At 60.0% G+C, this 12,184-nt stretch carries 9 protein-coding genes; 6 read left to right on the top strand and 3 right to left on the bottom strand.

From position 1 onward, the window contains the following. Positions 1-30: 30 nt before the first annotated feature. Together ACIONG_RS15995 and ACIONG_RS15990 are read left to right on the top strand one after the other, a co-directional pair. Positions 31-303 carry an HU family DNA-binding protein gene (locus tag ACIONG_RS15995; RefSeq protein WP_003183171.1) on the top strand — a complete coding sequence of 91 codons (273 nt, stop codon included), beginning with the start codon at positions 31-33 and terminating at the stop codon, positions 301-303. A 227-nt stretch (positions 304-530) separates the two neighbouring features. Continuing rightward, positions 531-2,402: a SurA N-terminal domain-containing protein gene (locus ACIONG_RS15990; RefSeq protein ID WP_103305232.1), complete on the top strand. Its 1,872-nt coding sequence runs from the start codon at positions 531-533 to the stop codon at positions 2,400-2,402. Positions 2,403-3,127: 725 nt separating this feature from the next. On the opposite strand, the gene ACIONG_RS15985 is transcribed toward ACIONG_RS15990, so the two are convergent. Continuing rightward, the gene (locus tag ACIONG_RS15985) at positions 3,128-4,333 is read right to left on the bottom strand and encodes an MFS transporter (RefSeq protein ID WP_401300881.1); all 1,206 of its coding nucleotides are present in this window, start codon (positions 4,331-4,333) and stop codon (positions 3,128-3,130) included. 118 nt (positions 4,334-4,451) lie between these two features. Here ACIONG_RS15985 and ACIONG_RS15980 point away from each other — a divergent pair, with 118 nt between their 5' ends. Next, positions 4,452-5,351, top strand: a complete 900-nt coding sequence (locus ACIONG_RS15980; protein ID WP_401300878.1) for a LysR family transcriptional regulator — start codon at positions 4,452-4,454, stop codon at positions 5,349-5,351. Between the two features lie 92 nt (positions 5,352-5,443). Then, entirely contained in the window at positions 5,444-6,289 is an 846-nt protein-coding gene (locus ACIONG_RS15975) for a DUF2242 domain-containing protein (RefSeq protein ID WP_212809572.1), read from the top strand. A 378-nt stretch (positions 6,290-6,667) separates the two neighbouring features. On the opposite strand, the gene ACIONG_RS15970 is transcribed toward ACIONG_RS15975, so the two are convergent. Continuing rightward, positions 6,668-7,708, bottom strand: coding sequence for an AraC family transcriptional regulator (locus ACIONG_RS15970; RefSeq protein ID WP_401300875.1), 1,041 nt, complete (start codon positions 7,706-7,708; stop codon positions 6,668-6,670). Positions 7,709-7,711: 3 nt separating this feature from the next. Further along, positions 7,712-8,839, bottom strand: a complete 1,128-nt coding sequence (locus ACIONG_RS15965; RefSeq protein WP_401300872.1) for a nitrilase-related carbon-nitrogen hydrolase — start codon at positions 8,837-8,839, stop codon at positions 7,712-7,714. Positions 8,840-9,047: 208 nt separating this feature from the next. Between ACIONG_RS15965 and ACIONG_RS15960 the strand changes: the two genes are divergently transcribed. Together ACIONG_RS15960 and ACIONG_RS15955 are read left to right on the top strand one after the other, a co-directional pair. Further along, the gene (locus tag ACIONG_RS15960) at positions 9,048-11,087 is read left to right on the top strand and encodes an FAD-dependent oxidoreductase (protein ID WP_103305237.1); all 2,040 of its coding nucleotides are present in this window, start codon (positions 9,048-9,050) and stop codon (positions 11,085-11,087) included. A 145-nt stretch (positions 11,088-11,232) separates the two neighbouring features. Then, positions 11,233-12,159 carry a 1-aminocyclopropane-1-carboxylate deaminase/D-cysteine desulfhydrase gene (locus ACIONG_RS15955; RefSeq protein ID WP_401300868.1) on the top strand — a complete coding sequence of 309 codons (927 nt, stop codon included), beginning with the start codon at positions 11,233-11,235 and terminating at the stop codon, positions 12,157-12,159. Positions 12,160-12,184 lie beyond the last annotated feature (25 nt).

Genomic DNA, 12,184 nt, shown 5'->3' with positions numbered 1-12,184 from the left:
CATCTCAAAATAGATATAAGGGGAATTAGAGTGAACAAGTCGGAACTGATTGATGCTATCGCTGCATCCGCTGATATCCCGAAAGCTGCTGCTGGCCGTGCGCTGGACGCTGTAATCGAATCCGTCACTGGCGCTCTGAAGGCTGGCGACTCCGTTGTTCTGGTTGGTTTCGGTACTTTCTCCGTGACTGACCGTCCGGCTCGTACCGGTCGTAACCCTCAGACCGGCAAGACTCTGGAAATCCCGGCTGCCAAGAAGCCAGGTTTCAAAGCCGGTAAAGCATTGAAAGAAGCTGTTAACTAAGTTTCAGGTTTTTACCCATCCGGGTCGGGGTCATGCCTGACTTGGCAGCGGAGCGGTAGCGCAGGTGGCTGAAACAGCTGCCTGTAACGCCGGGATCGAGGGTTCGAGCCCTGTCCGCTCCGCCAGTTACGAGAAGGCGCATCCTCGGATGCGCCTTTCTTCTATCCGGATTCTACCCACGCTCCACGGTTGCCTAATTTTGAAGTTCAACCGTTTCTGGGGGACGCATGCTGCAGAATATCAGGGACAATTCACAAGGCTGGATTGCCAAGACCATTATCGGAGCCATCATTTTGCTGATGGCGTTGACCGGTTTCGACGCCATTTTCCAGGCCGCCACTCACAAGAATGAGGCGGCCAAGGTCAACGGTGAAGAAATCAGCCAGAACGAGCTGAGCCAGGCCGTTGATATGCAACGCCGTCAGCTGATGCAACAGTTGGGCAAGGACTTCGATGCTTCTTTGCTTGACGAGAAAATGCTCCGCGAATCGGCCCTCAAGGGGCTGATCGATCGCAAGCTGCTGCTGCAAGGCGCAGAACAATCGAAATTCGCTTTCTCCGAAGGCGCGCTGGATCAAGTGATTCTGCAGACACCTGAATTCCAGGTCGACGGCAAGTTCAGCTCCGAGCGTTTCGACCAGGTGATCCGTCAACTGGGTTACAGCCGTATGCAGTTCCGCCAGATGCTGGCTCAGGAAATGCTGATCGGCCAACTGCGCGCCGGTGTGGCGGGCAGCGGTTTTGTCACTGACGCCGAAGTGATGGCATTCGCCCGTCTGGAAAAACAGACCCGTGATTTCGCTACGCTGAACATCAAGGCTGACCCGGCTGCGGTCAAACTGACCGACGACGAAGTCAAGGCTTACTACGATGAACACGCCAAGGAGTTCATGACTCCGGATCAGGTGATCATCGACTATGTAGAGCTGAAGAAGTCTTCGTTCTTCGATCAGGTCGCCGTCAAGGACGAAGACCTGCAGGCGGCGTATCAAAAAGAGATCGCCAACCTGTCGGAGCAGCGTCGTGCCGCGCACATTCTGATCGAAGTGAACGACAAGATCACCGAAGCTCAGGCCAAAGCGAAGATCGAAGAAGTCCAGGCGCGTCTGGCCAAGGGCGAGAAGTTCGAAGCGCTGGCCAAGGAGTTCTCGCAGGACCCGGGTTCGGCCAACAATGGTGGCGACCTCGGTTATGCCGGTCCTGGCGTCTATGACCCTGCCTTCGAAAAAGCTTTGTACGCTTTGGCCAAAGATCAGGTGTCGGAGCCGGTGCGCACCGACTTCGGTTACCACTTGATCAAACTGTTGGGTGTGGAAGCGCCTGAAGTGCCAACGCTGGCCAGCCTGAAAGACAAGCTGACCCGCGAGTTGAAAGCAGCGCAGGTCGAGCAACGTTTCGTCGAAGCGACCAAGCAACTGGAAGACTCCGCGTTCGAAGCATCTGACCTGGCTCAGCCAGCGGCGGATCTGAAGCTGACCGTGCACACCTCCAAGCCGTTTGGCCGTGAAGGTGGTGAAGGTGTTGCGGCTAACCGTGCCGTGGTCACTGCCGCATTCAGCACTGAAGTGATTGATGAAGGTGCCAACAGCACCGCCATCGAACTGGATCCGGAAACTGTGATTGTGCTGCGCTCCAAGGAGCATCTGAAGCCTGCGCAACTGCCTCTGGAAAGCGTGAGTGCGGCGATTCGCACCCAGCTGACCAAAGAGCACGCCAGCGCTGCTGCCAAGACCAAGGCCGAGAAGCTGATCGCCGATCTGCGCGATGGCAAGGCGCCGCTGGACAAGGCTGTTGAAGGGCAGAATTGGAAAACCACTGAAGCGGCCACTCGTGGTCAGGAAGGGGTTGATCCTGCTGTGTTGCAAGCGCTGTTCCGTATGCCGAAACCGGCTGCCAAGGACAAACCGACGTTCAGCAGCGTGACTCTGCCGGATGGCAGTCTGATGATCGTGCGTCTGAATGGCGTTAACGAAGCGGCTGCGCCGACGGATGAAGAGAAGGTTCAGTACCGTCGCTTCCTGGCGTCGCGTGAAGGTCAGCAGGACTTTGCGGCGTATCGCAAGCAGTTGGAGAGTCAGGCTGACATCAAGAAGTTCTGATGTTTGACTGAGATTTGATAAGGGAGCCCCGGCCGATTGGTCGGGGCTTTTTTATTGGGCGGGTGATTGTTGGTGGATCCGTTGCTGTGGGTGTGGCTGATTAGGGTTCCGCCCTTACGGCGGGTCACTTTTTCCAGACGCCGAAAAAGTAACCAAAAAGGCTTTACCCTGACGTACGGCCCTCGCTGTGGCTCGGGTCCCTTCGCTCCGGGGTTCATCCGGGGCATCGCCTCCGGTTTGCTTCGCTGCACCTCCTCTCGATGTCCTCCCCGGATGAACCCCTCCGCTCAGCCTGCCGACGGGCCTTTTAAGATCAAGAGCGGTACTCGAGCTAACGCTCATTGTGTTGAGTGGTGAAGGTCAAAAGCGGTACTTGAGCTAACGCTCATTGTGTTGAGTGGGGCGGCATGCGCCGCGTTTTGGGTGTATTCATTTCTTTGTGGGAGCTGGCTTGCCAGCGATGGCGGCCTGACAGCCGACCAATTTCTGGCTGGTGAACCTGGTTCAAACTGTGGGAGGGGACTTGCTTCCGAAGGCAGTGTTACGGCCACTAATTTCTGGCGGGTATTCTCATGCTCTTTAGGAGCTGCCGAAGGCTGCGATCTTTTGACTTTGACGTTGTGATGATCAAAGGATCGTGGCCTGCGGCAGCCCTACACAGGGAATCTCGGCATCGCCGGGGGATATCCGGTCGGGTGTTGCGAGGGTATTTAAACCATTGAGCATTATGCCGCTCGTGGAAAGCCATGGTGTCGGGCATTGGTAGCGGCATAGAAGGTCGAGACCAGCAGCACCGCGACGATCCACGGAAAGTGCTCGACCCCCACGCTGTCCAGCAGCAGTCCACCCGCCAGTCCACCTCCGGCTATGCCGACATTCCACAGCGTGACCAGCATCGACTGGGCGGTGTCGGCGGCGTCCTTCGCGGCTTTCGCTGAAGCGGTTTGCAGCAGCGAGGGCATGGCGCCGAATGCCAGTCCCCACACGGCTGTGGCGATGTAGACCACGCTTGGCGATTCGCGCCAGATGCCCAGGGCGATGGCTGCAAGCATGAAGAGGATTGCGCTGATCAGCACCAGTTCGCGCAGCCAGCGGTCGATCAGGCTGCCGACGATCCACAGGCTCAGTACTGACGCCACGCCGAATGCCAGCAACACCCGGTCGATTTCACCGCCCAATCCTGACGGTTGCAGGAATGGCGCGATGTAGGTGTACAGAAGATTGTGTGCAACCACGTAGGACAGGGTTACGAACAGCACCGGTCGCACGCCTGGCAGGGTGAAGACCTGACGCAGTGGCAGGCGTTTGCCGGCACGCTCGCCTGGGAAGTCTGGCACTTGCCAGCGTACCCAGATCACCAGCAGCACGGTCAATGCGGTCATGATTGCGAAGCTCAGACGCCAGCCAATCAGGGTGCCGAGCAGGGTGCCGGCGGGGATTCCCAGGGACAGTGCAATCGGTGCGCCGAGCATGGCCACGGTGATCGCGCGACCTTGCAGGTGTGGGGCGACCATTCGGCTTGCGTATCCGGCGAGCAGGGCCCAGAGCAGGCCGGCAAACACGCCGGCGATGAACCGTGCAGTCAGGGTCAGCCAGTACAGCTCAGACACGGCGGTAATGCTGTTGGCAATGGCAAAGCCGCCGATGGCGGACAGCAGCAGTGGTCGGCGACGCCAGCCGCGAGTGGCGATGGTCAGCGGTATGGCGGCGACGATCGAGCCGATGGCGTAGAGCGTGACCAGTTGCCCGATCAGCGCTTGAGAGACATTCAGGCCGCTGCTCATTTGTGGCAACAGGCCGGCCGGCATGGCTTCGGTCATTACTGTGATGAAACCGGCGGTCGCCAGCGCCAGTAACGCGGCGAGCGGTAAGCGTTCGCCGGTTGCGGATGGATTATCGAGCGTAGTGCAGGTGAGTGGTGCGTCGTTCATGAGCCAGCATCCCTGTGCAGAGTTGACGAGGGACACAGGGTAGAGCGCTGCGCATTGGCGAAAAACAGGTTATGGTTCCGAACATATCGGACATGGATGTCGTCAATGGAGGGTTGGTATGGATAGCCTGGGCAGTATTTCGGTGTTTGTTCAGGTCGCCGAAACGCGCAGTTTTACTGAGGCTGGCCGGTTGCAAGGGGTGTCGTCTTCGGCGGTGGGTAAAAGCATTGCGCGACTTGAGGCGCGGCTGAACGTACGGCTGTTTCATCGCACCACACGCAGTGTCACGCTGACCAGCGAGGGCGCACTGTTTCTCGAGCGTTGCCGCAAGATCCTCGCCGAGGTCGAGGCGGCTGAGTTCGAGCTGTGCGATGCCGCTTCGCAGCCCCACGGCAAGTTGCGGATCAGCCTGCCGCAGGTGCATGGGCTGGTGATGCCGGTCATGAACGAATTCATGACGCTGTACCCACAGATCGAACTGGATCTGGATCTGACTGATCGCATGGTCGACGTGGTGGAGGAGGGTTTCGATGCCGTCATCCGTACCGGCAAGCCGCGTGATTCACGGCTGATGGCACGACCGTTGGGCGAGTTTCATATGGTGTTGGTGGCCAGCCCGGCTTATTTGCAGCAACGCGGTGTGCCACAAACCCCCACCGAGCTGGCGACTCACGCATGTTTACGCCACACCTTCCATGCCACCGGCAAACTGGAGCCGTGGCCCTTGCGTAGAGAACCCTTCACCGCAGAGCCGATATTGCCGGCGCGGCTGGTCAGCACGTCCATTGAGGCCGTTGCCCACGCGGCATTCGCCGGCATGGGCATTGCCTGCCTGCCGGATTTCATGACCCATGAAGCGGTCGCGCAGGGACGCCTGCAGCGGGTGCTGGACGCGTATCTGGAGCACACCGGGCAGTTTTGGGTCTTGTGGCCGTCGAGCCGCCATGCCACCGCCAAATTGCGGTTTTTCATCGATCATTTATCGAGGCGACTTTTTCCCGACGCCGAAGGTCGATAGAGTTGTAACCGTTTTAAGACACTAATCCATACGCCGCGGGGTCACGATCTGTTGCACAATACGCCCCGGACTGTTTTCCCTCAGGATGTTCAATGTTGATTTCCACTCCCATGCGTGTTGTCGGGTTGGCGCTGTTGTTGACCGCTGTTGCCGGCTGTTCGAAAGACAAGCCGATGTATGAGCATGAAAACTTCGATGACTCCGGTACGTTCTCGCGCAATTATCCGGTGACTGACACCGCCAGTTGCGAAGCGGCACGCCGGGCGTTGCTCAGTCAGGGCTACATCATCACCAGCAGCGACCCGAAACTGGTCAGCGGCCACAAGAGCTTCCAGCAGACCGGCGAAACGCACCTGGAAATCAGTTTCAACGTGGTCTGTGCCGAAGATGCCAGTGGCAAGCATCACGCCACGGTGTTCGCCAACGCCCTGCAGGATCGCTACGCACTGAAGAAGACCAACAATTCGGCCAGTCTGGGTGTCGGTGTGCTCGGCTCGGTGTCGATGCCGATCGGCTCGTCGGACGATTCGATGGTCAAGGTCGCCAGTGAAACGGTGACGGCGCAGAAGTTCTATGAGCGCTTCTTTACCCTGGTCGAGCAGTTCTTGCCGGCAGAGACGAAGAAAGCGGCGCACATCGAAGAGAAACCCAAGACCGACCTGGGCGTACCTGAGCCGAAAGCGGCTCCGGCGAATCTGGCGCCGGCTGCTGAAACCGCTCCTGCACCGGCAGCCCCGGCCGTGACCGCACCAGCTCCCGTCGAGACCGCCCCGGTCAGTTCCGAACCGGTTGCGCCGCCAGTGGACGCTACGCCGATCACTCCGGCACCAAGCGCAGAACCTGCGCCGACCACGGAAACCATCACGCCACCGGCTAATCCGACGAACATCCCACCGCCGTCCGAGCCGATTCCGGCGTTGCCTGCCAACGGCCAATAAGCCAGAGCCGGGCACCCTCCTGTGGGAGCGGGCTTGCTCGCGAAAGCGGTTGATCAGTCACATCGATGTCGTATGTGCCGACGCTTTCGCGAGCAAGCTCGCTCCCACAGTGGTTTCAGGTCTTCTTGAAAAATCCCATGATAAATTCCTGACCGCCTGCGACGTTTTATCCATGAAGGTCGCGTTTCACTATTCCTTCATACGGGCAAGATATGCTCGGGACACAAACGAAGAGAGCAGTAGGGGAATACACAATGGACGACTATCAAGAAGAACTGCTCGAATACCAGGCCTTTGAGCTGGATCCGCCAGAGCCTGCGGAAGATGCGACCGAGCTTTGATCTTTTGCTTGCAGCTAGCCGCTAGTAACTCGCAGCTTCACGCTGTTTTGCGATGACTGCGGCGGAATTCGCCAGGCGTCTGGCTGCTCCAGCGCTTGAACGCTCGCTGGAACGCTTCGGCTGAAGCAAACCCCAGCAGGTAAGCGATCTCGCCGAACGCCAGTTCTGTGTCGCGGATGTAGGTCATCGCCAGATCACGCCGAGTGTCATTGAGGATCGCGCGAAACTGTGTGCCTTCCTCGGCCAGTTTGCGCCGCAAGGTCCAGGTCGGCAGCTTCAGGCGTGCTGCCACTTCCTCCAGATCCGGTTCCCGCCCACCGTTGAGCAAAGGCCCGAGCAATTGCGTGATGCGTTCGCGCAGGCTGCGGGTGCGGGTCAGTTGTTCCAGTTCCCGTTCACACAGTTGCAGCAAGTGCCGCCAGGTACTCGGGCAGTGCTCGGGGTTGCGCTGGGCGAGGCTGCTCAGGCTCAGGCGCAATTGGTTGCGTTCGGCGCCGAACTGAATCGGGTTATCTCCCAGGGTTGCATAGGCATCGCGATATTCCGGTTCATCGAATTCGATGTCGATGCGCTCGGCGCGCAATGGTTCGCGACCGACGCTGGATAACTGGTGCAACCAGCCAGCGATGATCGAGTCCACCACAAAGCGGTTGTAGGCGTTGTACGGGCTGATCGAATAGAAGCGCAACCAAGCACCGTTGGCGTCTTCGTGGAAACTCGACTGGCCGCGATAATTGGAACCGTACAACGGCTCGAAACGGATCAGGCAGCGGGCCGCTTCACGCACCGTCGGCGCCTGCGCGGCGGTCACACCGGCCAGTCCCGCCTGGCTCAATCGGCTGAGCTGGCCCATGCGCAGGCCCAATGCCGGATCGTCCGTCAGTTGAATCGCGCTATGGCCCAGACGCATATAACGCGGAATCGACAGCCGTGCTCCGGCCTCGGCCAAACGAGCGGCATCCAGACCGTATTGCTCAAGCAGCGGCTGGGGATCGGTGCCATGACTGCGCACGGCATCGGCGAGGCTATGCACGAAACCTACCGACAGATCCCCGAGGCGCATCGGTAGCGGCTTCATCATTTACAACCAGATATTCAGCAAACGGGCGCCACGGGCTTCGCCATCGGCGAACTGCTGACCGTTGCTGCTGAGAAAACTTTGACCGGAGCTCGACAGGTCCCAGAACTGCCCGCGCAGAAACACGCTCATGCCGGCAATCGCGCGGCTGCTGGGCGGTTGCGCGGTCAGGGTCAGGCGATGCCATGCCTGACCTTCGCTGACCTCACCGGGCTTGAGGCTGACCGAACTCGGTGTGCTCGACCCCTTATAGCCACGCCACGGCTTGTCCCACGTGCCATGGCCAAACACCTGCGCCGGTACCGCAACCAATTGCGCGCCTTGCTCGTCGAGTTTGCGATAGTTGTCCGGATACCAGCTGTCGCTGCCGATCAGCACGCCGAGGCGCCCGGCCGGGGTGTCGACGACGTTGATTGTCTGTTCACCGGCCTGAATCACATCACGCTGATCGAACACCGAATGCATCTGCCGTTGCGGTTGGCCGAGGGGCACACCGTCGCGACCGAATACCACGCTGCTGTTATAGAGCGCGCCGCTGCCGGGTTTTAGCTGACCATCACGGATGCTGGGCTCGGGCAGCACGATCGAGCCGGCTACCAGCGTCACCTGAAATTCCTTGGCCAGACCACCGAACAGGGCCTGGTAATCCTTGGCCATGGATCGCGACTTCATGCGCAGGTGCGCGTCGTTGACGCGGTCGCTGCCCTTGGCGCTGAGCCAGGCGCGGGCGAATAACAGTGGATTGCTCGCCGCCAGCCAGTTCATCGCTTCGGCGAGGCTTGGCGCCTGATACAACTCATCTTTCTCGCCGCTGATCATCAGCCAGGTGCCGATGTGTTCCGGCAACACCACCACGGTTTTGTCGTTCAACAGGCCCTGATCCTGCGCTTGCTGCAGATAGGCCGCGAGTTTGCGGTGCAGGCGCTCGGGGCTCTGATAATCGGTAGGGAACAGTTCGGGCTGAATGCCCAGCAGATTGCCACGGTCGGCCGGTGTGCCTTGGTCGACCGCCAGTTTGATGCGCAAGTCCGACAGGTAATGTCCCGCCGGCCGGTCTGCCGCCCACATGGCGTAGGTGGTCAGGGTGGCCACGATGGCCATGGAGAAAAACAGGTACAGAAGTTTGCGCATGAAAACCAACAACAGCCGGGTACAGGGTGTGGCGACTAGGGTAGGGCCCATGGCGCTGGTTGCCAAGGGGCGCTGCGCATTTTGATCATTAACTTGTCAGTTACGGTCATTGAGTGACAGCGATGCGACTCTTAGTCTGTCGAACATGACTGACGGGGGACGCAGAACTCCCGCAATTTTTCCGTGATCGCTCGTTGTGGAGTTACCGATGACCACCGCTCATTACCCGCACCTGTTGGCCCCGCTGGACCTGGGATTCACCACGCTGCGCAACCGCACCCTGATGGGCTCGATGCACACTGGTCTTGAAGAGAAACCGGGCGGCTTCGAGCGCATGGCGGCGTACTTTGCCGAACGTGCCCGTGGCGGCGTCGGCCTGATGGTGACTGGCGGTATCGGCCCGAACGATGAGGGCGGCGTGTATTCCGGCGCGGCCAAGCTGACTACCGAGGAAGAAGCGCTCAAGCACCGCATCGTCACCCGCGCGGTGCATGAAGCGGGCGGCAAGATTTGCATGCAGATCCTCCACGCCGGACGTTATGCCTACAGCCCGAAACAAGTTGCGCCAAGTGCGATTCAGGCGCCGATCAATCCGTTCAAGCCCAAAGAGCTGGACGAGGAAGGCATCGAAAAGCAGATCAGCGATTTCGTCACCTGTTCGGTACTGGCGCAGACCGCCGAGTACGACGGCGTCGAGATCATGGGCTCGGAAGGTTATTTCATTAACCAGTTCCTCGCCGCGCACACCAACCACCGCACCGACCGTTGGGGTGGCAGCTACGAAAACCGTATGCGCCTGCCGGTGGAGATCGTGCGTCGCGTCCGCGAAGCGGTCGGCCCGAACTTCATCATCATCTTCCGTCTGTCGATGCTCGATCTGGTCGAGGGCGGCAGCACCTGGGACGAGATCGTCACCCTGGCCAAAGCCATCGAGCAGGCAGGCGCGACCATCATCAACACAGGTATCGGCTGGCACGAGGCGCGGATCCCGACCATCGCCACCAAAGTGCCGCGTGCGGCATTCAGCAAGGTCACGGCCAAGCTGCGCGGTTCGGTGAACATTCCGCTGATCACCACCAACCGCATCAACACCCCGGAAATCGCCGAGCAGATTCTGGCCGAGGGCGATGCCGACATGGTTTCGATGGCGCGGCCGTTCCTCGCCGACCCGGACTTCGTCAACAAGGCTGCCGAAGGCCGTGCCGACGAAATCAATACGTGCATCGGCTGCAACCAGGCGTGCCTCGACCACACCTTCGGCGGCAAGCTCACCAGTTGCCTGGTCAACCCGCGTGCCTGCCACGAAACCGAGCTTAACTATTTGCCGGTGCAGCAGATCAAGAAAATCGCCGTGGTCGGTGCCGGCCCTGCCGGGTTGTCCGCCGCCACCGTGGCGGCCGAGCGCGGCCATCAGGTGACCTTGTTCGATTCGGCCAGTGAGATTGGCGGCCAGTTCAACATCGCCAAGCGTGTGCCGGGCAAAGAGGAATTTTTTGAAACCCTGCGCTACTTCAAACGCAAGTTGCAGACCACCCATGTCGAGGTGTGCCTGAACACCCGCGTCGATGTGGCGAAACTGGTGGAAGGCGGTTACGACGAGATCATCCTCGCCACCGGTATTGCGCCGCGTGTGCCGGCGATTCCGGGCGTCGAGAATGCCAAGGTATTGAGCTATCTCGACGTGATCCTTGAGCGCAAGCCGGTCGGCAAGCGTGTCGCGGTGATTGGCGCTGGCGGTATCGGTTTCGATGTGTCGGAATTCCTTGTCCATCAAGGTGTGGCCACCAGCCAGGATCGCGCCGCGTTCTGGAAGGAGTGGGGCATCGACACTCACCTTGAGGCACGGGGTGGTGTCGCCGGGATCAAACCTGAGCCACATGCACCGGCCCGCGAAGTGTTCCTGTTGCAGCGCAAAAAAACCAAGGTCGGCGACGGTCTGGGCAAGACCACCGGCTGGATTCATCGCACAGGTCTGAAGAACAAGCAGGTGCAGATGCTCAACAGCGTTGAATACCTGAGCATCGACGACGAAGGCCTGCACATCCGTATCGGCGAAACCGGCGAGCCGCAGGTGTTGGCGGTGGACAACATTGTGATCTGCGCGGGCCAGGATCCGTTGCGTGAGCTGCACGACGGGCTGGTGGAGGCCGGGCAGAACGTGCACCTGATCGGCGGTGCGGATGTCGCGGCCGAGCTGGATGCCAAACGGGCGATCAACCAGGGCTCGCGTCTGGCGGCCGAACTCTGATTTCCCAGGCCTAGCGTGCCAATGGCTATCGCGAGCAGGCTCACTCCTACAGGTGGACGCATTTCAAATGCAGGAGTGAGCCTGCTCGCGATGGCTGCTTATGAGCGACTAGAATGCTGGCTCTGTCCAGATCGAATCGCCGCTCATGTTTTTGCCTCCCTCCGATTGGCTACACCAAGCCCCCCTCGAACCACTTCATCTGGACTGGCTCACTGCCGCCAATCTTGAAGTGGCGATCCTGCGCCTGGATCAGATCGATCCGCTGATCAGCGGCAACAAGTGGTTCAAGCTCACCGAGCATCTCAAGGCTGCCGAACGGGCCGGTGCCGAAGGCATCATCAGCCTCGGCGGCGCACATTCCAATCATCTGCATGCGCTAGCGGCGGCGGGCAAACGGCTAGGCTTCAAAACGGTCGGGCTATTGCGTGGGCATGCGCAGGAAACGCCCACGGCGAGGGATTTGCAGGCGTTCGGCATGCAGCTGCATTGGCTGGGTTACGGCGGTTATCGGGCGCGGCATGAACCGGGGTTCTGGGCACCGTGGCAGGCGCAATATCCGACGCTGTTTGCGGTGCCAGAGGGCGGCGGTGGATTGCCGGGGGCGTTGGGCTGCGCGGCGCTGAAGCTTCAGGTGGACGCGCAATTGGCGAATCTCGGCTGGAGCGATTACCACGGATGGTGGCTCGCATGTGGCACCGGAACCACTTTGGCGGGGCTGGTGCTGGCGGAGGCGGGTGCGCATCCGGTGTATGGCGCGCTGGCGGTGCCGGAGGATCATGGGGTGGCGCCTCAGATCAAGGCAGTCCTCCACGAAGCTGGAATGGCCAATACAGGGTATGAATTGATTGATGCCAGTCGTGGCGGTTTTGCCAAGGTCGATGCCGGGCTGCTTGAGTTTATCGACCGTAGCCAGCAGGCGAGCGGTATGCTGCTGGAGCCGCTTTACACCGGCAAGGCGTTGCTGGCGCTAAAGAGCCACGTCGAGGCGGGCAGATTTGCCAGCGGCACTCGGCTGATTTTCGTGCATACCGGCGGATTGCAGGGGCGACGGGGATTCGACCGCGTCCCCTGATTGCAGCGTATCTCTGTCATGAGGG

Origin of the sequence: Pseudomonas sp. NPDC087817, from assembly GCF_044742875.1 — a bacterium.
Lineage (GTDB): Bacteria > Pseudomonadota > Gammaproteobacteria > Pseudomonadales > Pseudomonadaceae > Aquipseudomonas.
This window is presented reverse-complemented; position numbering and strand designations above follow the sequence as displayed.

Bases quoted from the DNA above. Each gene is read 5' to 3' on its own strand.
- ACIONG_RS15965 (WP_401300872.1), bottom strand. From the start codon at position 8,839: ATGCGCAAACTTCTGTACCTGTTTTTCTCCATGGCCATCGTGGCCACC.
- ACIONG_RS15990 (WP_103305232.1), top strand. From the start codon at position 531: ATGCTGCAGAATATCAGGGACAATTCACAAGGCTGGATTGCCAAGACC.
- ACIONG_RS15975 (WP_212809572.1), top strand. From the start codon at position 5,444: ATGTTGATTTCCACTCCCATGCGTGTTGTCGGGTTGGCGCTGTTGTTG.
- ACIONG_RS15955 (WP_401300868.1), top strand. From the start codon at position 11,233: ATGTTTTTGCCTCCCTCCGATTGGCTACACCAAGCCCCCCTCGAACCA.
- ACIONG_RS15985 (WP_401300881.1), bottom strand. From the start codon at position 4,333: ATGAACGACGCACCACTCACCTGCACTACGCTCGATAATCCATCCGCA.
- ACIONG_RS15970 (WP_401300875.1), bottom strand. From the start codon at position 7,708: ATGAAGCCGCTACCGATGCGCCTCGGGGATCTGTCGGTAGGTTTCGTG.
- ACIONG_RS15980 (WP_401300878.1), top strand. From the start codon at position 4,452: ATGGATAGCCTGGGCAGTATTTCGGTGTTTGTTCAGGTCGCCGAAACG.
- ACIONG_RS15960 (WP_103305237.1), top strand. From the start codon at position 9,048: ATGACCACCGCTCATTACCCGCACCTGTTGGCCCCGCTGGACCTGGGA.